The 19,961-nt window shown below is 74.2% G+C and carries 21 protein-coding genes; 20 read left to right on the top strand and 1 reads right to left on the bottom strand.

What is annotated here, in order from left to right; genetic code table 11:
• The first annotated feature begins 8 nt into the window (after window positions 1–8).
• The 19 genes from thrC to nucS all read left to right on the top strand — a co-directional run bounded on the left by thrC (window position 9) and on the right by nucS (window position 17,772).
• Entirely contained in the window at window positions 9–1,100 is a 1,092-nt protein-coding gene (thrC, locus tag FBY24_RS01590) for a threonine synthase (RefSeq protein WP_142157494.1), read from the top strand.
• Window positions 1,101–1,111: 11 nt separating this feature from the next.
• Entirely contained in the window at window positions 1,112–2,080 is a 969-nt protein-coding gene (thrB, locus tag FBY24_RS01585) for a homoserine kinase (RefSeq protein ID WP_142157492.1), read from the top strand.
• 313 nt (window positions 2,081–2,393) lie between these two features.
• Window positions 2,394–4,391 (top strand): transcription termination factor Rho, encoded by a 1,998-nt coding sequence (rho, locus tag FBY24_RS01580; protein ID WP_142157490.1) that lies wholly within the window; start codon window positions 2,394–2,396, stop codon window positions 4,389–4,391.
• A 181-nt stretch (window positions 4,392–4,572) separates the two neighbouring features.
• Window positions 4,573–4,788 (top strand): 50S ribosomal protein L31, encoded by a 216-nt coding sequence (gene rpmE / locus FBY24_RS01575; RefSeq protein ID WP_140459921.1) that lies wholly within the window; start codon window positions 4,573–4,575, stop codon window positions 4,786–4,788.
• Window positions 4,789–4,949: 161 nt separating this feature from the next.
• Window positions 4,950–6,059 carry a peptide chain release factor 1 gene (gene prfA / locus FBY24_RS01570; RefSeq protein ID WP_142157488.1) on the top strand — a complete coding sequence of 370 codons (1,110 nt, stop codon included), beginning with the start codon at window positions 4,950–4,952 and terminating at the stop codon, window positions 6,057–6,059.
• 1 nt (window position 6,060) lies between these two features.
• The gene (prmC, locus tag FBY24_RS01565) at window positions 6,061–6,999 is read left to right on the top strand and encodes a peptide chain release factor N(5)-glutamine methyltransferase (RefSeq protein WP_255432157.1); all 939 of its coding nucleotides are present in this window, start codon (window positions 6,061–6,063) and stop codon (window positions 6,997–6,999) included.
• On the top strand, window positions 6,996–7,811 hold the full coding sequence (locus FBY24_RS01560; RefSeq protein WP_142157486.1) for an L-threonylcarbamoyladenylate synthase: 816 nt from the start codon (window positions 6,996–6,998) through the stop codon (window positions 7,809–7,811). The genes prmC and FBY24_RS01560 overlap by 4 nt, the downstream gene beginning before the upstream one ends.
• The gene (locus tag FBY24_RS01555) at window positions 7,808–8,920 is read left to right on the top strand and encodes an MraY family glycosyltransferase (RefSeq protein WP_142157484.1); all 1,113 of its coding nucleotides are present in this window, start codon (window positions 7,808–7,810) and stop codon (window positions 8,918–8,920) included. Before FBY24_RS01560 ends, FBY24_RS01555 begins: the two co-directional genes overlap by 4 nt.
• Window positions 8,917–9,399 (top strand): hypothetical protein, encoded by a 483-nt coding sequence (locus FBY24_RS01550; RefSeq protein WP_255432156.1) that lies wholly within the window; start codon window positions 8,917–8,919, stop codon window positions 9,397–9,399. Before FBY24_RS01555 ends, FBY24_RS01550 begins: the two co-directional genes overlap by 4 nt.
• 161 nt (window positions 9,400–9,560) lie before the next feature.
• Window positions 9,561–10,346, top strand: coding sequence for a F0F1 ATP synthase subunit A (atpB, locus tag FBY24_RS01545; RefSeq protein ID WP_142163017.1), 786 nt, complete (start codon window positions 9,561–9,563; stop codon window positions 10,344–10,346).
• Window positions 10,347–10,449: 103 nt separating this feature from the next.
• A complete protein-coding gene (gene atpE / locus FBY24_RS01540; protein ID WP_140459991.1) occupies window positions 10,450–10,680 on the top strand; it encodes an ATP synthase F0 subunit C in 231 nt (76 codons plus the stop codon).
• Complete coding sequence (locus tag FBY24_RS01535) at window positions 10,677–11,258, top strand: F0F1 ATP synthase subunit B (protein ID WP_142157482.1); 582 nt, start codon at window positions 10,677–10,679, stop codon at window positions 11,256–11,258. The genes atpE and FBY24_RS01535 overlap by 4 nt, the downstream gene beginning before the upstream one ends.
• Window positions 11,258–12,070, top strand: a complete 813-nt coding sequence (locus FBY24_RS01530) for a F0F1 ATP synthase subunit delta (protein WP_142157480.1) — start codon at window positions 11,258–11,260, stop codon at window positions 12,068–12,070. Before FBY24_RS01535 ends, FBY24_RS01530 begins: the two co-directional genes overlap by 1 nt.
• Window positions 12,071–12,138: 68 nt before the next feature.
• The gene (atpA, locus tag FBY24_RS01525) at window positions 12,139–13,767 is read left to right on the top strand and encodes a F0F1 ATP synthase subunit alpha (protein ID WP_142157478.1); all 1,629 of its coding nucleotides are present in this window, start codon (window positions 12,139–12,141) and stop codon (window positions 13,765–13,767) included.
• Window positions 13,768–13,769: 2 nt separating this feature from the next.
• Window positions 13,770–14,666, top strand: a complete 897-nt coding sequence (locus FBY24_RS01520) for a F0F1 ATP synthase subunit gamma (RefSeq protein WP_142157476.1) — start codon at window positions 13,770–13,772, stop codon at window positions 14,664–14,666.
• 68 nt (window positions 14,667–14,734) lie between these two features.
• Window positions 14,735–16,216: a F0F1 ATP synthase subunit beta gene (gene atpD, locus FBY24_RS01515; RefSeq protein WP_140459930.1), complete on the top strand. Its 1,482-nt coding sequence runs from the start codon at window positions 14,735–14,737 to the stop codon at window positions 16,214–16,216.
• Window positions 16,217–16,257: 41 nt separating this feature from the next.
• Complete coding sequence (locus tag FBY24_RS01510; protein WP_142157474.1) at window positions 16,258–16,539, top strand: F0F1 ATP synthase subunit epsilon; 282 nt, start codon at window positions 16,258–16,260, stop codon at window positions 16,537–16,539.
• 27 nt (window positions 16,540–16,566) lie between these two features.
• A complete protein-coding gene (locus FBY24_RS01505) occupies window positions 16,567–17,004 on the top strand; it encodes a DUF2550 domain-containing protein (protein ID WP_142157472.1) in 438 nt (145 codons plus the stop codon).
• Window positions 17,005–17,076: 72 nt separating this feature from the next.
• Window positions 17,077–17,772: an endonuclease NucS gene (gene nucS, locus FBY24_RS01500; RefSeq protein WP_142157470.1), complete on the top strand. Its 696-nt coding sequence runs from the start codon at window positions 17,077–17,079 to the stop codon at window positions 17,770–17,772.
• Window positions 17,773–17,949: 177 nt separating this feature from the next.
• Here the strand turns inward: nucS and FBY24_RS01495 are convergent, their stop codons facing one another.
• Window positions 17,950–18,489, bottom strand: a complete 540-nt coding sequence (locus tag FBY24_RS01495; RefSeq protein WP_160158399.1) for a hypothetical protein — start codon at window positions 18,487–18,489, stop codon at window positions 17,950–17,952.
• Window positions 18,490–18,717: 228 nt separating this feature from the next.
• Here FBY24_RS01495 and FBY24_RS01485 point away from each other — a divergent pair, with 228 nt between their 5' ends.
• Complete coding sequence (locus FBY24_RS01485) at window positions 18,718–19,953, top strand: N-acetylglucosamine-6-phosphate deacetylase (protein WP_142163015.1); 1,236 nt, start codon at window positions 18,718–18,720, stop codon at window positions 19,951–19,953.
• The last annotated feature ends 8 nt before the right edge of the window (window positions 19,954–19,961 follow it).

Here is a 19,961-nt window from a genome sequence, read left to right as displayed (position 1 = left end):
ACCCACCGATGGCCCACCAGTGGCGCGGCATCATCGCCGAGTACGCCGACCGTCTGCCCGCGCACGTGCAGGAGCACGTCGTCACGCTGGGGGAGGGCGGCACGCCGCTCGTGCCCGCCCCCGCGCTGTCGGCCCGCACCGGCGCCGACGTGCACCTCAAGGTCGAGGGCATGAACCCCACGGGCTCGTTCAAGGACCGCGGCATGACCACCGCGATCTCCGCGGCGGCCGCCCGCGGCGCCCGGGCCGTGGTCTGCGCGTCCACGGGCAACACGTCGGCCTCGGCCGCCGCGTACGCGACCCGCGCCGGGATGGTCTGCGCCGTGCTCGTCCCCGACGGCAAGATCGCCATGGGCAAGCTCAGCCAGGCCGTCGCGCACGGCGCGCTCCTGCTGCAGGTCGACGGCAACTTCGACGACTGCCTCGTCGCCGCGCGCAAGCTCGCCGAGGCGTACCCCGTCGAGCTCGTCAACTCGGTCAACCCCGACCGCATCGAGGGGCAGAAGACCGCCTCGTTCGAGGTCGTCGACGCCCTCGGCGACGCCCCGGACGTGCACGTGCTGCCCGTCGGCAACGCGGGCAACATCACGGCCTACTGGAAGGGCTACCGCGAGTACGCGGGCCTGGACGCGGGCGACGCGCACCCCGCGGTGGCCACCCGGACCCCGGTCATGTGGGGCTTCCAGGCCGCCGGCGCCGCGCCGATCGTGCTCGGCCACCCGGTGGACGCGCCCGAGACGATCGCGACCGCCATCCGCATCGGCAACCCCGCGTCCTGGCAGCAGGCCGAGGAGGCCCGCGACGTGTCCGGCGGGCTCATCGGCTCCGTGACCGACGCCCAGATCCTCGCCGCGCACCGTGTGCTGTCCGCCGAGGCCGGCGTCTTCGTCGAGCCCGCGTCGGCCGCGGGCGTCGCCGGGCTGCTCGCGCTCGCCGAGGAGGGGCGTGTGCCCGCGGGGGCGCGCATCGTCGTCACGGTCACCGGCCACGGCCTGAAGGACCCGCAGTGGGCGCTGCGCACCGCCGACGGCGACGAGGTGCGACCCCGGCGCGTCAGCACCGACGTCGTGTCGATCGCCGACGCGCTCGGCCTGGCCTGAGGGGCACCGGCATGCACCTCGGGGCCGCGCACGTGCGCGTCCGTGTGCCCGCGACCTCGGCCAACCTCGGGCCCGGGTTCGACGCGCTGGGCCTGGCCCTCGCGCTGCACGACGAGCTCGAGGTGCACGTGCTCGGCGCCCCCGGCGTGCGGGTCGACGTGGAGGGCGAGGGCGCGGGCGTCGTGCCCGACGACGAGCGGCACCTCGTGGTGCGCGCGCTGCGCACCGCGCTCGACGCCGTCGGCGCACCCCAGCCGGGGCTGCACCTCGTGTGCCGCAACCGGGTGCCGCACGGTCGCGGACTCGGCTCGTCGGCGGCGGCCGTCGTCGCGGGCCTCCTCGCCGCCCGGGCGCTGCTCGCCGAGCCGGACGCGCTCGACGACGACGCGGTCCTCGCGCTGGCGACGCAGATCGAGGGCCACCCCGACAACGCCGCGCCCGCGCTCCTCGGCGGCCTGACCCTGGCGTGGACCGACGCCGGTGACGTGCGGGCGGTGCGGCTGCCCGTGCACCCCGACGTCGTCCCCGTCGTCGCCGTGCCCGCCCAGCACCTGTCGACGGCGAAGGCGCGCGGCGTGCTCCCGTCCCACGTGCCGCACGCCGACGCCGCCGCGCAGGCCGCGCGCGCCGCGCTCCTCGTGGAGGCCCTCGGGCGGCGGCCCGACCTGCTGCTGCCCGCCACGCGGGACCTGCTGCACCAGGACCACCGACGCCCCGTCATGCCGCGGTCGCTCGCGCTGGTCGACGCGCTGCGCGACGCGGGTGTCGCCGCCGTCGTCTCGGGCGCCGGACCGACGGTGCTCGCCCTGGCCCGACGGACCGGTCCCGGCGCCACGGACGCGGACGCGGCCCTCGCGCAGGCCGTGGGCGCGGACGCCGACGGCTGGAGGGTCCGTGCGCTGCCCGTCGACGGTGCGGGTGCGTCGGCGACGGTCGTGACCGACGCCGCGGGCCGACGGCCCGGTCCCACGGCGGGGTGAACGACGGGCGTTCTGCCCGGCCGTGACGTGCGCGGTGGTAGCATCGGCACGTTCCCCGGACCTCGTCCTCCGGCCCCCTGTGGATCCACAGGACCCCCGAAAATCCCCGTGCGACCTCGCGCCGCGCGTCGGGCGTCCCCTGTCGGTCACGCCGGACGGTCACACGAGTCGACGACGAGGGGGCCGTCCAGCCCGCGCGAGCAGTCGTCGTGGTACGCCTCGCGCGCGGCCCGCACACCCCGCCCGGTCATGCCGTCCGGGCGCTGGCCCCGCCCGACCGCGGGCGGGCCCCGACGAGGGGGAAGGATCCTTCGTGACAGACACCATCGACGCCACCACGAGCACCGCGGGCGGCTCGGCCGGGGGCAGCATCTCGACGATGCGGCTCCCCGAGCTCCAGGCCCTCGCGTCCCAGCTCGGCGTCAAGGGCACGAGCAAGATGCGCAAGGGCGACCTCGTGCAGGCGATCTCCGCGGCCCGTTCCGGCGCCCCCCGGGCCGCCGAGCCCGCGCCGGAGCGGGCCCAGCCCCTCGAGGACCGGTCCGCCGGGCGCAGCGACGCCCCGGTCGCGGCCGAGCGTCCGACCCGGGCGCGACGGGCACGTTCCGCCGGACCGGTGACGGCCGTGCCGTCCGACGCACCGGTCGTCGAGACCCCGGAGGTGCCCGCGGCGCGGACCGAGCGCACGTCCGGAGCCCCGCGGCGCGACGCGCTCGCCGGGTTGGAGGCGGCGCTCGACGCCCGCCTCGCCCCGGGCGACGAGCGCCCCGCGCCGGAGGCCGGCGAGCGCCGGTCGCGCCGTGCCGGCCGCGGGGCGGGTGCACCGACCGGTGACGCCGAGCGCCCCGCCCGCGAGGAGCAGGCGCCCGCGCGCGGTGCGGCCCGTGGCGGCGCCGAGCGCGGCCAGGCGGAGCGCGCGGCCGCCGACCGCGGCCAGGTCGAGGTCGCCGACGCCACGGCCGACCGTCAGCAGGCGGACCGGCTCGACGACGGCGACGAGCGCGGCGGACGCCGTCGCCGCTCGCGCGACCGGTACCGCGACCGCGACCGCAAGCGCGGGCGCGGTCGCGGCACGCAGGGCGAGCTCGCGGGGCCGGACGACGTCGAGGTCGCCGACGACGACGTCCTGCTGCCCGTCGCGGGCATCCTCGACGTGCTGGAGTCGTACGCGTTCGTCCGCACGTCCGGCTACCTTCCCGGGGCGAACGACGTCTACGTCTCGCTCAACCAGGTGAAGAAGAGCGGGCTGCGCCGCGGCGACGCGATCACCGGCGCGGTGCGCCAGCCGCGCGAGGGCGAGCAGCCCCCGGCCGCGCAGGGCAGCCGCCCCAGCAAGTTCAACGCGCTGGTGCGGCTCGACACGGTCAACGGCATGGACCCGGAGGAGGCCCGCCAGCGCCCGGAGTTCACCAAGCTGACGCCCCTCTACCCGCAGGAGCGGCTGCGCCTGGAGACCGAGCCCGGCCGGCTCACCCCGCGCGTCATCGACATCGTCGCGCCCATCGGCAAGGGCCAGCGCGGCCTGATCGTGGCGCCCCCGAAGGCGGGCAAGACGATCGTCATGCAGCAGATCGCCAACGCGATCACCGCGAACAACCCCGAGGTCCACCTCATGGTCGTGCTCGTCGACGAGCGCCCCGAGGAGGTCACGGACATGGAGCGGACGGTCAAGGGCGAGGTCATCGCCTCGACGTTCGACCGTCCCGCATCCGACCACACGATCGTCGCCGAGCTCGCGATCGAGCGCGCCAAGCGGCTGGTCGAGCTCGGCCAGGACGTCGTCGTGCTGCTCGACTCGCTGACCCGCCTGTCGCGCGCGTACAACCTGGCCGCGCCGGCGTCGGGCCGCATCCTGTCCGGCGGCGTCGACGCGTCCGCGCTGTACCCGCCCAAGCGGTTCTTCGGCGCCGCGCGCAACATCGAGAACGGCGGCTCGCTGACGATCCTCGCCTCCGCGCTGGTGGAGACGGGCTCGAAGATGGACGAGGTCATCTTCGAGGAGTTCAAGGGCACCGGGAACATGGAGCTGCGCCTGTCCCGCTCCCTGGCCGACAAGCGGATCTTCCCGGCCGTCGACGTCAACGCCTCGGGCACCCGCCGCGAGGAGGTGCTCATGAGCAACGACGAGCTGAAGATCGTCTACAAGCTGCGTCGTGTGCTGGGCGCGCTCGACCAGCAGCAGGCGATCGAGCTGCTGCTCGGCAAGCTGCGCGAGACCCGCTCGAACGTCGAGTTCCTGCTCCAGGTGCAGAAGACGACGCCGGGCACCCACGCGCCCGCCCTCGAGGAGGGCGTCGCCCGCACGGTCTGACCCACCGCGACGGCCCGTCCCCGCCGGGCGGGCCGTCGCGGCAGCGCCGGTGCCGGGAGCCCGCCCGACCAGGGAAGTTTCCGGCACCGCCCGCTGTTCTGGCACAATCGTCTGCTGGCCTGCGGTTCACCGGCGCGAGCAGCGCGTCCGGACCCGGGGGCTCCCCACCGAGGAGATCATCGTGAAGTCTGACATCCACCCGGAGTACGTCGTCACCGAGGTGACGTGCACCTGCGGCAGCACCTTCGTCACGCGCTCGACCGTGACGACCGGCAAGATCCACGCCGACGTGTGCAGCGCCTGCCACCCGTTCTACACGGGCAAGCAGAAGATCCTCGACACCGGTGGCCGCGTCGCCCGCTTCGAGGCGCGCTACGGCAAGAAGGCCGGCAAGTAGCACCTGCGTCCAGCGCCGGTGCGTGGCGCGGACGACGGCCCTCCATGGTCGTGTCCGCCCGCGCACCGGCGCTGCGTCGTTGCGGGGGCGCGCCGCCGGGGGACCGGTGCGTGCCCGACCGCCGTGCCCGCCCGTCCGTGCCCTGACCCGAGGAGCCCCGCGTGAGCCAGACCGTCGGCGCACCACCCGCCGTCGCCCCGCTGCTCGCCGAGCACGCCGAGATCGAGCAGCAGCTCGCCGACCCGGCGGTGCACGCGGACGCGGGTCGCGCCCGTCGGCTCGGCCGGCGGTACGCCGAGCTGGGTCGGGTCGTCCAGGCGTACCGGGCGTGGCGGGCGGCGGCCGACGACGCGCAGGCGGCCGCGGAGCTCGCGGGGGAGGACGCCGCGTTCGCGGCCGAGCTGCCCGACCTGCGCGCCGCGGCCGACGCGGCCGCCGAGCGGCTGCGCCGCGTGCTCGTGCCACGGGACCCGGACGACGGCCGTGACGTCATCCTCGAGGTCAAGGCGGGGGAGGGCGGCGAGGAGTCCGCGCTGTTCGCGGGCGACCTGCTGCGCATGTACACCCGGTACGCCGAGCGGCAGGGCTGGAGCGTGCAGGTGCTCGACGCGACCCCGTCGGACCTCGGCGGCGTCAAGGACGCGCAGGTCGCGGTCAAGGCCCGCAGCGCGGGTGCGCCCGAGGACGGGGTCTGGGCCCACCTGAAGTACGAGGGCGGTGTCCACCGGGTGCAGCGCGTCCCCGTCACGGAGTCCCAGGGGCGCATCCACACCTCGGCGGCGGGTGTCATGGTCTTCCCCGAGGCCGACGACGAGGGCGACGTCGAGATCGACGCCAACGACCTGCGCATCGACGTGTTCCGCTCGTCCGGCCCCGGCGGGCAGTCGGTCAACACGACCGACTCGGCGGTGCGGATCACGCACCTGCCCACGGGGATCGTCGTGTCGATGCAGAACGAGAAGTCCCAGCTGCAGAACCGTGAGCAGGCGATGCGGGTCCTGCGCGCCCGGTTGCTGGCCGCCCGGCAGGAGGAGGCGGCCGCGGCCGCCAGCGAGGCCCGCCGCTCCCAGGTGCGCACCGTCGACCGGTCCGAGCGCATCCGCACCTACAACTTCCCCGAGAACCGCATCGCCGACCACCGCACCGGGTACAAGGCCTACAACCTCGACCAGGTGCTGGACGGCGACCTCGGCCCGGTGCTGGCGTCGGCGGTCGCGGCGGACGAGGCCGCGCGCCTGGCTGCGGCCGGCGCGGACGGGCCGGTGGTCTGACGTGACCGGACGGGTGCCCGACGGGCTCCGGCACACCGGTGCCGCCCCCGGCCTGCGCGCGTACGTCGAGGGCGCGACGCGCGTGCTCGCCGAGGCCGGCGTGGGGTCGCCGCGGCACGACGCCACGGCCCTGGCGGCCTACGCCCTCGGCCTGCCCCGCGTGGAGCTCGTGCTGCCCCCGCCGCTGCCCGAGGGGTTCGCGGCCGAGTACGCCGCGCTCGTCGAGCGGCGTCGTTCCCGCGAGCCGCTGCAGCACATCACCGGGCACACGGTCTTCCGGCACCTCACCCTGCGCGTCGAGCCGGGCGTGTTCGTGCCGCGGCCCGAGACGGAGACGGTCGCGCAGCTGGCCGTCGACGAGGCCGCCCGCCTCGTCGCGGCGGGACGAGCCCCGCGCGTGGTCGACCTGTGCACCGGGACGGGCGCCATCGCGCTGTCGGTCGCGACGGAGGTCGCGGGCAGCGAGGTCGTCGCCGTCGACCTGTCCGACGAGGCCGTCGGCCTGGCCCGGCACAACGCCGGCGCCGTCGCACCCCCCGGCACGCGGGTCGTGCAGGGCGACGTGCGGGACCCGGCGCTGCTGGCCGAGCTCGACGGCCGCGTCGACGTCGTCGTCTCCAACCCGCCGTACATCCCGCCCGACGCCGTGCCGACCGATCCCGAGGTCCGTGACCACGACCCCGACCTGGCCCTGTACGGCGGGGGCGCCGACGGTCTCGACGTGCCGCGGGCCGTGCTCGTGGCCGCGGCCCGGCTGCTCGCCCCCGGCGGGCTCCTCGTCATGGAGCACGCGGAGGTGCAGGACGCCGCCGCCCGGGCCGCGGCCCGGGCGACGGGGGCGTTCACGGACGTGCGGACGGTGCCCGACCTCACCGGGCGGCCCCGGACCCTCGTCGCACGGCGGGTCGCGCCCGCGGGCGTGGGAGACTCACCCGCGTGAGTCTCGTGCGCATCAAGGACGCGACCGACCCGGGCACGTGGGGCCCCGCGATCGACGAGGCGGTGAACGCGGTCTCGCGCGGCGAGCTCGTCGTCCTGCCGACGGACACCGTGTACGGGATCGGCGCCGACGCCTTCGACCCGCGGGCCGTGCAGGCCCTCCTCGACGCCAAGGGCCGCGGGCGGCACATGCCCCCGCCGGTCCTCATCCCCGACGTGCGCACGCTCGACGGCCTGGCCACGAGCGTGCCCGACGGGGTGCGCGCCCTGGCGGACGCGTTCTGGCCCGGGCCCCTGACGATCATCCTGCGGGCGCAGCCGTCGCTCGCGTGGGACCTGGGGGAGACCCGGGGCACGGTCGCGCTGCGGGTGCCCGACCACCGCGTCGCCCTGGCGCTGCTGCGCCGCACGGGGCCGCTCGCGGTCTCCAGCGCCAACCGCACGGGCCGTCCCGCGGCCACGACCGTGCAGGAGGCGTACCGCCAGCTCGGCGCGAGCGTGCCCGTCCTCCTCGACGGCGGGACGGCGCCCGGCGGGGTGGCCTCGACGATCGTCGACGCCACCGGGGACGTGCTGCGCGTGGTCCGGCTCGGGGCGCTCGACCTCGAGGCGCTGAACGCCGTGACGCCCGTCGAGGCCCCGCTGCCCCCGCAGGAGACTGCTGACGCGCCGGGCACCGGGCCCGGTGCGACGGAACCCGGGACCGCGCAACCCGCGGCCGGGGCGGCGCAGCCCGACGTGACGCCGTCCGACGGCCCGGCCGCCGCCCCGGCGCCCGCGGGCGACGACGAGAGGGTGGACGGCGACCGGTGAGGGTCTACCTCCTCGTCATGGCGATCGCCGCGGCGGTCGCCTACCTCGCGACCCCGGTCGCCCGGTGGTGCGCCCTGCGCTGGGGCGCGATCACGGCGGTGCGCGACCGTGACGTGCACGCCATCCCGACGCCGCGCCTCGGCGGGCTGGCCATGTTCGCGGGTCTGCTCGTCGCCTTCGTCATGGCCAGCCAGATCACCTTCCTCGACGGTGTCTTCGACAACTCCCGGCCGATCGTCGGGATCGTCGGCGGGGCGGGGCTCGTGGTCGCGCTCGGCGTCGCGGACGACATCTGGGACCTCGACTGGCTGACCAAGCTCATGGGGCAGGTCCTCGCGGCCGGGTTCCTGGCCTGGCAGGGCGTGCTGCTCTACCAGCTGCCGATCGGCGGTGTGCTGGTGAGCTCGCCCCGGACCTGGATCTTCGTCACGGTGGTCTCCGTGGTCGTCGCCATGAACGCCGTGAACTTCGTCGACGGGCTCGACGGGCTGGCGGCCGGGGTCATCGCGATCGGCGGGGCGGCGTTCTTCCTCTACACGTACCTGCTGACCCGCGGCACGAGCAGCGAGGACTACTCCTCGCTCGCGGCGCTCATCGTCGCGGTGCTGGTCGGCATCTGCCTGGGTTTCCTGCCCCACAACGTGTACCCGGCCCGGATCTTCATGGGTGACTCCGGCTCCATGCTGCTCGGCTTCGTCATGGCGGCCGGCGCGATCGTCGTGACCGGCCAGATCGACCCCGCCGCCGTCGTCGAGCGCGTGCAGTTCCCCGCCTACATGCCGATCCTGCTGCCCGTCGCCGTGCTGGTCCTGCCGCTGCTGGACATGACGCTCGCGATCGTCCGCCGGATCGGCAGCGGCAAGAGCCCGTTCCACCCCGACCGCATGCACCTGCACCACCGTCTGCTCGCGCTGGGGCACTCGCACCGGCGCGCGGTGGGCATCATGTACGTGTGGACGGCCGTGCTCGCGTTCGGCGTGGCCGGCCTGGCGGTCTTCTCGACGACGACCGTGCTGGTCGTCACCGGTGCGGGCATGCTCGCGGCCGTCGCCCTGACCCTCGGCCCGCTGCGCGGGCGCACCCCGACCTCCGTGGAGGCCACCCCGTGACCACCGACCCGCAGCAGCCCGCCGACGGCGAGGCGCCCCCGGCCACCACCGCCCCCCGTGCGGGGGACGCGACGGCCGCCGTGCTGCGCCGCGCCCTGCGCGACACCCTCGTGCTGCTGGGCGCCCTGGCGGTGCTCGGCGTCGGCGTGGGCTGGTTCGTGGCGGGGCTGCCGGGCGTGTGGGGGGCGCTCGTCGCGGTCGGTCTCGCGCTCGTCTTCTCCGCGACGACGGTCGTGGCGATGCTGCGGACGCTGCACGCGGCGCCCGCGACCATGGCGGCCGTCGTCATGGGCACCTGGCTGGCCAAGGTGCTCGTGGTGATCGTCGTGCTCGCGCTGATCCGCGACCTGGACTTCTACCACCGCGGGGTGCTCGCGGCCGTGCTCGCGCTCGGCGTCGTCGGCTCGGCGCTGCTGGACTACCGGGCGGTCAGCGGGGGGCGCGTGCCGTACGTCGAGCCGGGGACCCAGGTCCGTTGACCGCTCACCCGGACGGACCCCCACGACCGTCCGGAACCGCCCGATCCATGGGTTAGGCTTCCACTCATCCACGACGGCCAGGTGCCACCAGCGTGCCCGCGACGACGCGCGGCGCGGCATCACGACCATGGGAGACCGCACTGTCCAGCATCGCGACGATCCTGCCGCTCGCCGCGGATGAGAACACGTTCCACGTGCCCACCATCGCGGACTTCTTCCCGGCGCCGATCCTCCTCGAAGGCACGTTCTTCGAGATCAACCGTCTCCAGCTCGTGCGCTTCGTCGCCGTGGCCGTCCTCGTGACGATCATGGTCGTCGGCGCCCGTCGTGCGCGCCTCGTGCCGAGCCGCGGGCAGAACGCGATCGAGATGCTCCTGGACTTCGTCCGGGTCAACGTCGCCGAGGACATCATCGGCAAGGAGAAGGCGCACAAGTACGTCGCGCTCCTGACCACGCTGTTCTTCGCGATCCTGGCGTTCAACATCACCGGCATCATCCCGGGACTGAACATCGCCGGCACGTCCCTCATCGGTCTGCCGGTCATGCTCGCCCTGTGGGTGTACGTGATGTACCTCGGCGCCGGCGTGCGGGCCCACGGGCTGGGCGGCTTCCTCAGGGCGAGCCTGTTCCCGCCCGGCGTGCCGCCCTTCCTCTACGTGCTGCTGACGCCGGTCGAGTTCCTCACGGTCTTCATCCTGCGGCCGGCCACGCTGGCGCTGCGACTCATGGCGAACATGGTCGCCGGGCACCTCATGCTCGTGCTGTGCTTCGCCGCCACGGACTACTTCGTGCGCTCGGCCTCGGCGATGTCCGTCTTCGCCGTGCCGAGCCTGCTCGGCGGGTTCGCGATCACGCTCTTCGAGGTCTTCGTCGCCGCTCTCCAGGCGTACATCTTCGTGGTCCTCACCGCCGTCTACATCAGCCTGTCCATCTCGGACGAGCACTGACCCACCGACCACCGCAGGGCCTCGTGCCCGGCGGTCCCACGAGCCCCCGGCCGACCGGCCGGGGACCCAACGGAAGGAACGAGCCACCGTGGCAGACACCAGCATGATCCTCGCCGCCGCTGACGCCGTCTCCGGGAACATCGCGACCGTCGGCTACGGCCTCGCGGTGCTCGGCCCGGGCATCGGTCTGGGCATCCTCATCGGCAAGACCGTCGAGGGCATGGCGCGCCAGCCCGAGGTCGCCGGCCAGCTGCGCACCACCATGTTCATCGGCATCGGGTTCGTCGAGGTCCTCGGCCTCCTCGGCCTCATCACCGGCTTCCTCTTCACGTGAGCACGGCCGCTGTGGCGGCCGTCGTGACGGCCGCCGAAGAGGCGCCGGAGGGCATCGCTCTGCTCCTGCCGGCCGCGTACGACCTCGTCTGGTCGACGGTCGTCCTCGTGGTGATCGGCCTCGCGTTCTACCGCTACGTGCTGCCGAAGTTCCAGGCCGTCCTCGACGAGCGCACCGCGAAGATCGAGGGCGGGCTCGCGCTCGCCGAGACCGCGCAGGCCGAGGCCGCGCAGGCCCTGGCCGAGAACCAGCGCCAGCTGGGCGAGGCCCGTGCCGAGGCCGCGCGCATCCGCGAGGACGCGCGCACCGAGGCCGGGCAGATCGTCGCCGAGGCACGCGTCCGGGCGCAGGAGGAGGCCCATCGGGTCCTCGAGAACGCCCAGAAGCAGATCGACGCCGAGCGCCAGCAGGCCTCCGTGTCGCTGCGCGCCGACGTCGGTGCCCTCGCGACGCAGCTCGCGTCGAAGATCGTGGGCGAGTCGCTCGAGGACGAGGCCCGGCGCTCGCGCGTCGTCGACCGCTTCCTCGACGAGCTCGAGACCAGCACCGTCGGCACGAGCGCGAGCAAGGGGAGCTGATGCGCGGCACCAGTCGGGCCTCTCTCGTCGCAGCCCAGGGACTGTGGTCCCCGGTGCTGCGCGAGGCCGGTCCTCAGGCGCTCACGCTGGGGCAGGAGCTGTTCGCCCTCGTGGACGCGCTCGACGCGTCCGGCTCGCTGCGGCGCACGCTGGCCGACCCGTCGGTCGAGCCGGACGCCAAGGCGGGCCTCGTCGGACGCCTGCTCGACGGTGCGGACCCGCGCACGGTCGAGGTCGCGCAGGCGCTCGTCCGTGGCCGCTGGTCGGCGGACGCCGACCTGACCGAGGCGGTCGAGCGGCTCGCGCTGCTCGCCGTGCTCGCGACGGCCGAGTCGGACGGCGCCCTCGAGCGGGTCGAGGACGAGCTCTTCCGCATCACGCGGGCCCTCGCCGGCCAGCGTGAGGTCCGGCGGTACCTGCTCGAGCCGTCGTACCCCGCGCAGGCGCGCGGCGAGCTCGTCGACGCGCTGCTCGGGGGGCGGGCCGCGCCCGTCACCGCCGTGGTGGCGCGCCGCGCGGCCGTCGCGCCCCGCGGGCGTCGGTACGTGACGACGCTGCTGCACGTGGTCGACCTGATCGCCGAGCTGCGCAGCCGCCAGGTCGCGACCGTCACGACGGCCTCGCCCCTGTCCGACACGCAGCGGGCCCGCCTGACCGACCTCGTGGGCCGGGCGCTGGGCCGGCCGGTCCAGCTCAACGTGGTCGTCGACTCGGACGTCGTCGGGGGGCTGCGTGTGCAGTCCGGTCCCGACGTCATCGACGCGACCGTCCTCGCCCGTCTCGCCGACGCACGCCGACAGCTCGCCGGCTGACCTACCGCTCCGGTCACCGGACCACGACACACCGCACGCGTGACGCGTGCGTCAGATGAGGAGAACCCATGGCTGAGCTGACGATCCGGCCGGAGGACATCCGGGCCGCGCTGGACAGCTTCGTGAAGACGTACGAGCCGAAGGGCGCCGCGACCGAAGAGGTCGGACGCGTGACGCTCGCCGGCGACGGCATCGCCCAGGTCGAGGGCCTGCCCGGGGCGATGGCGAACGAGCTGCTGCAGTTCGAGGACGGCACGCTGGGCCTGGCGCTGAACCTCGACGTCCGCGAGATCGGCGTCGTCGTGCTCGGCGAGTTCACCGGCATCGAGGAGGGCCAGGAGGTCCGCCGCACCGGCGAGGTGCTCTCGGTCGCCGTCGGTGACGGCTACCTCGGGCGCGTCGTCGACCCGCTCGGCCACCCGATCGACGGGCTGGGCGAGGTCGAGACCGACGCCCGCCGCGCCCTCGAGCTCCAGGCGCCCGGCGTCATGGCCCGCAAGTCGGTCCACGAGCCGCTCCAGACCGGCCTGAAGGCCATCGACTCGATGATCCCGATCGGCCGTGGCCAGCGTCAGCTGATCATCGGCGACCGTCAGACCGGCAAGACGGCCATCGCGATCGACACGATCATCAACCAGAAGGCCAACTGGGAGACGGGCGACCCGACCAAGCAGGTCCGCTGCATCTACGTCGCGATCGGCCAGAAGGGCTCGACCATCGCCGCGGTGCGTGGCGCGCTCGAGGAGGCCGGCGCGCTGGAGTACACGACGATCGTCGCGGCTCCCGCCTCGGACCCGGCCGGCTTCAAGTACCTCGCGCCCTACACCGGCTCGGCCATCGGCCAGCACTGGATGTACCAGGGCAAGCACGTCCTCATCGTCTTCGACGACCTGTCCAAGCAGGCCGAGGCGTACCGTGCCGTGTCGCTGCTGCTGCGCCGCCCGCCGGGCCGCGAGGCGTACCCCGGTGACGTCTTCTACCTGCACTCCCGCCTGCTGGAGCGTTGCGCCAAGCTGTCCGACGAGCTCGGCGCCGGGTCCATGACGGGTCTGCCCGTCATCGAGACCAAGGCGAACGACGTCTCGGCGTACATCCCGACCAACGTCATCTCCATCACCGACGGGCAGATCTTCCTGCAGTCCGACCTGTTCAACGCCGACCAGCGGCCGGCCGTCGACGTCGGCATCTCCGTCTCCCGTGTCGGTGGTGCCGCGCAGGTCAAGGCGATGAAGCAGGTCTCGGGCACGCTGAAGCTCGACCTCGCGCAGTACCGGTCCCTCGAGGCGTTCGCGATGTTCGCGTCCGACCTCGACCCGGCGTCGCGCGCCCAGCTCACGCGTGGTGCCCGCCTCATGGAGCTGCTCAAGCAGGGCCAGTACTCGCCGTTCCCGGTCGAGGACCAGGTCGCGTCCATCTGGGCCGGCACCAAGGGCAAGCTGGACGACGTCCCGGTCGAGGACGTGCGCCGCTTCGAGACCGAGCTGCTGGACCACCTGCGCCGCAACACCGAGGTGCTGGCGACCATCGCGTCCACCGGCAAGCTCGAGGACTCGACGGTCGAGGCGCTCGGCGCCGCGATCGACGAGTTCCGCCTGGGCTTCCTGAAGTTCGACGGGACGCCGCTGGTCGGCGCTGCCGAGGAGGACGCCGCGGTCGAGGTCGAGCAGGAGCAGATCGTCCGCCAGAAGAGGGCCTGAGCATGGCCGGTCAGCAGCGCGTCTACAAGCAGCGGATCAAGAGCACCCAGTCGCTCAAGAAGATGTTCCGTGCGCAGGAGCTCATCGCGGCGTCCCGCATCGGGCGTGCCCGCGACCGGGTGGCCATGGCCGCGCCGTACGCCCGGGCCATCACCCGCGCCGTCTCGGCGGTCGCGACCCACTCGGACGTGCGGCACCCGTTCCTCGTCGAGCGCGAGGACACGAACCGCGTGGCCGTGCTGCTCATCGCGTCGGACCGCGGCATGGCGGGCGCCTACTCGGCGAGCGTCATCCGGGAGACCGAGCGTCTGGTCCAGCGGCTCGAGGGTGAGGGCAAGCAGGTCGCCCTCTACGTCTCGGGCCGCCGGGCCGTGGCCTACTACACCTTCCGCAAGCGCGAGCTCGCGGGGCAGTGGTCGGGCTTCTCGGACGCACCGACCCCGGAGGTCGCCGACGAGATCGCCGAGCGTCTGCTGGCGGCCTTCCAGGCGCCCGCCGACGAGGGTGGCGTCGGCGAGCTGCACATCGTGTACACGCAGTTCGTCAACATGGTGACCCAGCGCCCGCGCGTCGTGCGGATGCTGCCGCTCGAGGTCGTCGAGGGTGTCGCCGCCGTCGACGAGCACGAGGCGCTCCCGCTCTACGAGTTCGAGCCCGGACCCGAGGAGGTGCTCGACGAGCTCCTGCCGCGGTACGTGCGCACCCGGATCTACGCGAACCTCCTGCAGGCGGCCGCGTCGGAGCTGGCCGCGCGCCAGCGGGCCATGCACACGGCCACGGAGAACGCCGAGGACCTCATCCGCACCTACACGCGACTGGCCAACCAGGCGCGTCAGAGCGAGATCACCCAGGAGATCAGCGAGATCGTGTCGGGCGCCGACGCGCTCGCCGCCTCCTGACCCCGACACCGACCGCACGACCACCCAGCCGGGCACGGACCCGCCCGGCCGAGCGAAGCGAGGCAGACATGACCGCCACCACCGTCGACGCGACGGCCGCCGCCGCCGGCACGCCCGGCGTCGGTCGGGTCGCGCGGGTCATCGGGCCCGTCGTGGACATCGAGTTCCCGCCGGACCAGATCCCCGAGATCTACAACGCGCTGACCGTCGACATCGACCTGTCGTCGCAGGGCGAGGGCGAGAAGTCGTTCACGATGACGCTCGAGGTCGCCCAGCACCTGGGCGACTCGCTGGTCCGTGCGATCGCGCTCAAGCCCACCGACGGCCTCGTCCGCGGGGCGGTCGTCACCGACACCGGTGCCGCGATCTCGGTGCCGGTCGGCGACGTGACCAAGGGCCACGTCTTCGACGTGACCGGCAACGTGCTCAACCTGGCCGAGGGCGAGACCCTCGAGATCACCGAGCGCTGGCCGATCCACCGCAAGCCCCCGGCCTTCGACCAGCTCGAGTCGAAGACGCAGATGTTCGAGACGGGCATCAAGGTCATCGACCTGCTCACGCCGTACGTGCAGGGCGGGAAGATCGGCCTGTTCGGTGGTGCCGGCGTCGGCAAGACCGTCCTCATCCAGGAGATGATCCAGCGCGTCGCGCAGGACCACGGCGGTGTGTCGGTGTTCGCCGGTGTCGGTGAGCGCACCCGTGAGGGCAACGACCTCATCGTCGAGATGGAGGAGGCGGGCGTCTTCGACAAGACCGCCCTCGTCTTCGGCCAGATGGACGAGCCGCCGGGCACGCGTCTGCGCGTCGCCCTGTCGGCGCTGACGATGGCGGAGTACTTCCGCGACGTGCAGAAGCAGGACGTGCTGCTCTTCATCGACAACATCTTCCGCTTCACGCAGGCGGGCTCCGAGGTGTCGACGCTGCTGGGCCGCATGCCCTCCGCGGTGGGCTACCAGCCCAACCTCGCCGACGAGATGGGTCTGCTCCAGGAGCGCATCACGTCGACGCGCGGCCACTCCATCACGTCGCTCCAGGCCATCTACGTGCCCGCCGACGACTACACCGACCCGGCCCCGGCCACGACGTTCGCGCACCTCGACGCGACGACGGAGCTCAGCCGTGAGATCGCCTCGCGCGGTCTGTACCCCGCGGTCGACCCGCTGGCCTCGACCAGCCGCATCCTGGACCCGCGCTACGTGGGCCAGAAGCACTACGACGTCGCCACGCGCGTGAAGTCGATCCTGCAGCGCAACAAGGAGCTCCAGGACATCATCGCGATCCTCGGTGTCGACGAGCTCAGCGAGGAGGACAAGACGATCGTCGCGCGTGCGCGCCGCATCCAGCAGTTCCTCTCGCAGAACACCTACATGGCCGAGAAGTTCACGGGTGTCGTCGGGTCGACGGTGCCGGTGTCCGAGACGGTCGAGGCGTTCGAGAAGATCGCGGACGGCGAGTTCGACCACATCTCCGAGCAGGCGTTCTTCAACATCGGCGGTCTCGAGGACCTCGAGCGCAACTGGGCGCGGATCCAGAAGGAGTACGGCGTCTGACGACGTCGTACGACCCCGGAACCGGCTCTTCAGGAGGACATGTGGCACAGCTCGAGGTGGACCTCGTGGCGGCGGACGGCAAGGTCTGGTCCGGCGCCGCGAGGCTGGTGTCGGCGCCCGCGGCCGACGGTGACATCGGCATCCTGGCCGGCCACACGCCGATCCTGTCGGTGCTGCGCCCCGGCAGCGTCCGGGTGGAGCCCGCCGGCGGCGGTGCGACGCTGAGCTGGCGTGTCGACGGCGGCTTCCTGTCCGTCGACGACGACCAGGTCACGGTCGTCGTCGACGCCGCGACGGCCGAGCCCGGCCGCGCGGGTCACTGACACGGCGTCGGGCGGGGCGGGGGGTCGATGACCGGCACGTGGGTCCCGATCGTCGTCGCGTCCGTCGTGGCGCTGGTCGGCCTGCTCGTCGTGGCCCTGTGGGCGTCGCGCACCCGTGCGCTGTCCCACCGGGTCGGGTCGTTCTCGTGCGCGGTGGCGGACGGGCCCGACGGCCCGTGGGCCCGCGGCGTCGCGCAGTACGGGGCCACCTCGTTGTACTGGTGGCGTCGTGCGTCGCTCGTCCCGCGGCCCGCGTCCACCTGGGCGCGGAGCGGGATCCGGGTCCTCGAGCGCCGTCGGCTGCCCTCGGCCGACGGGTCGGTGCAGGCGGTCGTGGTGCACTGCGAGGTGCGGGACGTCCGCCGCGGCGTCCGGTCGGTCCACCTGCACATGTCGGACGACGCGTACGCGGGCTTCACGTCGTGGATCGAGGCCACGCCCTCGCGCGTGGGCACCGTCATCTGACCCGCCGCCCCCGGGGCACGCTCCGCCGCGGCGGGTCCGTCGCCCGTCCCGTCTCGTCGTCGTGAGGTCCTGTTGCGTCTCGTCGTCGCCGACTGCGCCGCCCGCTACACCGGGCGCCTGTCGGCCCACCTGCCCCGTGCCGTCCGGCTGCTCGTCGTCAAGGCGGACGGTTCGGTGCTCCTGCACTCCGACGGCGGCTCGTACAAGCCGCTGAACTGGATGAGCCCGCCGTGCTCGCTGGTGGTCGGCGAGCCCGACGCCGACCAGGTCGCGGCCGGCGTCACGGCGGTGTGGACGGTGCAGCACGCCAAGTCCGACGACCGCCTGGTGATCGACCTGTTCACGGTCCACCACGAGTCCACGCACGACCTGGGCGTGGACCCGGGGCTCGTCAAGGACGGCGTGGAGGCGCACCTGCAGGAGCTCCTGGCGGCGCAGATCGCGCTGCTCGGCTCCGGTCACACGCTCGTCCGGCGGGAGTACCCCACGGCGATCGGCCCCGTGGACATCCTGGCGAAGTCGCCCGACGGCGGCACGGTCGCCGTGGAGATCAAGCGGCGCGGCGACATCGACGGCGTCGAGCAGCTGACCCGCTACCTCGAGCTGCTGAACCGGGACCCGCACCTGGCGCCGGTGCGCGGGGTGTTCGCGGCGCAGGAGATCCGCCCCCAGGCGAGGGTGCTGGCCACCGACCGGGGGATCAGCTGCCTGGTCCTGGACTACGACGCCATGCGCGGCGTCGACGACGTCGACTCCCGGCTGTTCTGACGCCGGTGCCGTCCGGGACCTCGGTCCTACCTCGGCTCGTGGACGGCGCACCTAGCGTGAGGACGTCCGACGGCGGCTGAGCGACCTCGCCGGACCGGCAGGTGCCTCGCCGCACCGACTGATGTCGGCCTCCCCCTCGGCGGCGGGGCGCCTGCTCGGAGCCGACCCGGCCGGGCGTCAGCGCGTCGCGGTGACCTGGGCGGGCGTGCTCCCGGTGATCCGCGCGACGAGCCGGACGGCCGCGTCCCACGAGCGGGCGTAGTGCTGGGGGTCGGCGTTGCGCTGCACGGTGTGCGCCACGATCGTCGGCTCCATCCGCTCGCGCCCGTCGACGGTGGCGAGCACGCGGTAGAAGCTCTGGGCGCTGCGGGTGGGGTCCATCCGGTCGGCGTAGGTGCCCCACGCACCGTTGTCGCGCTGCTGGAACAGCCCGCGGCTGTCGGGCCCGGCGGCGTCGCCGTGGTCGACGACGCGCAACGACGACTCGCCGATCGCGGTCATCACGCCGATGGCCTGGTCCCGCAGCGACAGGCCCATCCCGCGCCCGGCCTCGACGACGGCGGCCGCGTTGGACACCTGCTCGGGCGTGAACCCGTCGACGGCGGGCAGAGTGGTCGTCCCCGCGGCCTGGGTGAGCGCGGCCGCGAAGTCGGCACCGGCCGCCGCCGGGGACGTGGCAAGGGCCGGGGCGGTGCGCGCGGGCGCCAGCTGGCTCATGGTGCTCTGGATCGCAGCGACCCGTGCCTGGACAGCAGCGATCCCCTCCATGCCTCGCCTCTCTGTGTCGGTCGTGGTGCGACGCCCCGCTCATCGACCACCGAGGCGTCGATCTGAGCCCACGGCCACCGGGCGGTGCGGGAGGATGGCGAGGTGAGCGGCCCCCAGCGCAGCGTCCCCGACCCGTCCCTCTCGCCCCGGACCGCGGGCCGGCCCGACCCGGGCGCGGTGCGGCTCCCGGCGGGCGCCGAGCTGGTGCGGGGCGCCGTCGTGCTCCCCACGGGCGTGCTCGCGGACGGGGTCGTCGCGGTCGCGGACGGTGTGCTGGTGTGGGTCGGACCGTCGGCCCTGCTCGACCCCGATCTGCTGCCCGCGCCCCCGCCGCCCGGCACGCTCGTCCTGCCGGGCCTGGTCGACCTGCACTGCCACGGCGGCGGCGGCGCGAGCTTCCCCGACGCGACCACGCCCGACGAGGTGGCGACGGGTGCGCACGAGCACCTGCGGCACGGCACGACGAGCCTGGTCGCGTCGCTGGTGACCGCACCGCCCGACGTGCTGCTCGCCCGCACGGCGCTGCTCGCCGACGCGGTCGACGCCGGGCACCTCGTGGGGGTGCACCTGGAGGGGCCGTTCCTGTCGGCCGTGCGCTGCGGCGCGCAGAACCTGCACGACATGCTGCCCGGCGACCCGGGTCTGGTGCGCGAGGTCGCCCGGGTCGCGCGCGGGCACCTGGTGACCATGACGGTGGCACCCGAGGTGCCGGGTGTCGCGGACGCGGGGGAGGACGACGTGCTGCGCGCGCTCGCCGCGTGCGGGGCGCTGCCGTCGCTCGGGCACACGGACGCGAGCGCCGAGGTCACCGAGCAGGCCGCCGACCGGGCGTTCGACCTGCTGGCGACCACCGCCTCCGCGCGGTCGGGCCGTCCGACGGCGACGCACCTGTTCAACGGCATGCGCCCGCTGCACCACCGTGACCCGGGCCCGGTGGCGGCCTGCCTGGCCGCGGCGGCGGCGGGCCGGCTCGTCGTGGAGCTCGTCGCCGACGGCACGCACCTGGCGCCCGCGACGGTCCGGACGGTGCTGGAGCTCGTGGGTGCGGACGCGGTCGTGCTCGTCACGGACGCGATGGCGGCGGCCGGCATGCCGGACGGCGACTACCGGCTGGGTCCTCTGGCCGTGCGGGTGGCGGACGGTGTGGCGCGGCTGCTCGGCGACGACGGCACGGCAGGTGCCATCGCGGGCGGGGTGGCGCACCTGCTCGACGTGGTCCGGTCCGCGGTGGAGGCCGGGGTGCCGCTCGTGGACGCGGTGCGGTCGGCGGCGACGACGCCGGCGACGGTGCTGGGCCGCGCGGACCTCGGTGCGCTGGTCGCGGGCCGTCGCGCGGACGTCCTGGTGACGACGGACGCGCTGGAGCCGGTCGCGGTGATGCGGGCGGGCTCCTGGGTCGTCGGTCGGCCCTGAGGCCGCAC

It is taken from the genome of Cellulomonas sp. SLBN-39, assembly GCF_006715865.1.
In the GTDB taxonomy this organism is placed as follows: Bacteria; Actinomycetota; Actinomycetes; order Actinomycetales; family Cellulomonadaceae; genus Cellulomonas.
The sequence above is the reverse complement of the archived record's forward strand: the minus strand, read 5'-3'. Positions and strand labels throughout refer to the sequence as shown.

Coding starts and splice junctions, on each gene's coding strand:
- thrC (WP_142157494.1), top strand. CDS start 9: ATGGCCCACCAGTGGCGCGGCATCATCGCCGAGTACGCCGACCGTCTG.
- thrB (WP_142157492.1), top strand. CDS start 1,112: ATGCACCTCGGGGCCGCGCACGTGCGCGTCCGTGTGCCCGCGACCTCG.
- atpE (WP_140459991.1), top strand. CDS start 10,450: ATGATCCTCGCCGCCGCTGACGCCGTCTCCGGGAACATCGCGACCGTC.
- FBY24_RS01530 (WP_142157480.1), top strand. CDS start 11,258: ATGCGCGGCACCAGTCGGGCCTCTCTCGTCGCAGCCCAGGGACTGTGG.
- atpA (WP_142157478.1), top strand. CDS start 12,139: ATGGCTGAGCTGACGATCCGGCCGGAGGACATCCGGGCCGCGCTGGAC.
- FBY24_RS01520 (WP_142157476.1), top strand. CDS start 13,770: ATGGCCGGTCAGCAGCGCGTCTACAAGCAGCGGATCAAGAGCACCCAG.
- atpD (WP_140459930.1), top strand. CDS start 14,735: ATGACCGCCACCACCGTCGACGCGACGGCCGCCGCCGCCGGCACGCCC.
- FBY24_RS01505 (WP_142157472.1), top strand. CDS start 16,567: ATGACCGGCACGTGGGTCCCGATCGTCGTCGCGTCCGTCGTGGCGCTG.
- FBY24_RS01495 (WP_160158399.1), bottom strand. CDS start 18,489: ATGAGCCAGCTGGCGCCCGCGCGCACCGCCCCGGCCCTTGCCACGTCC.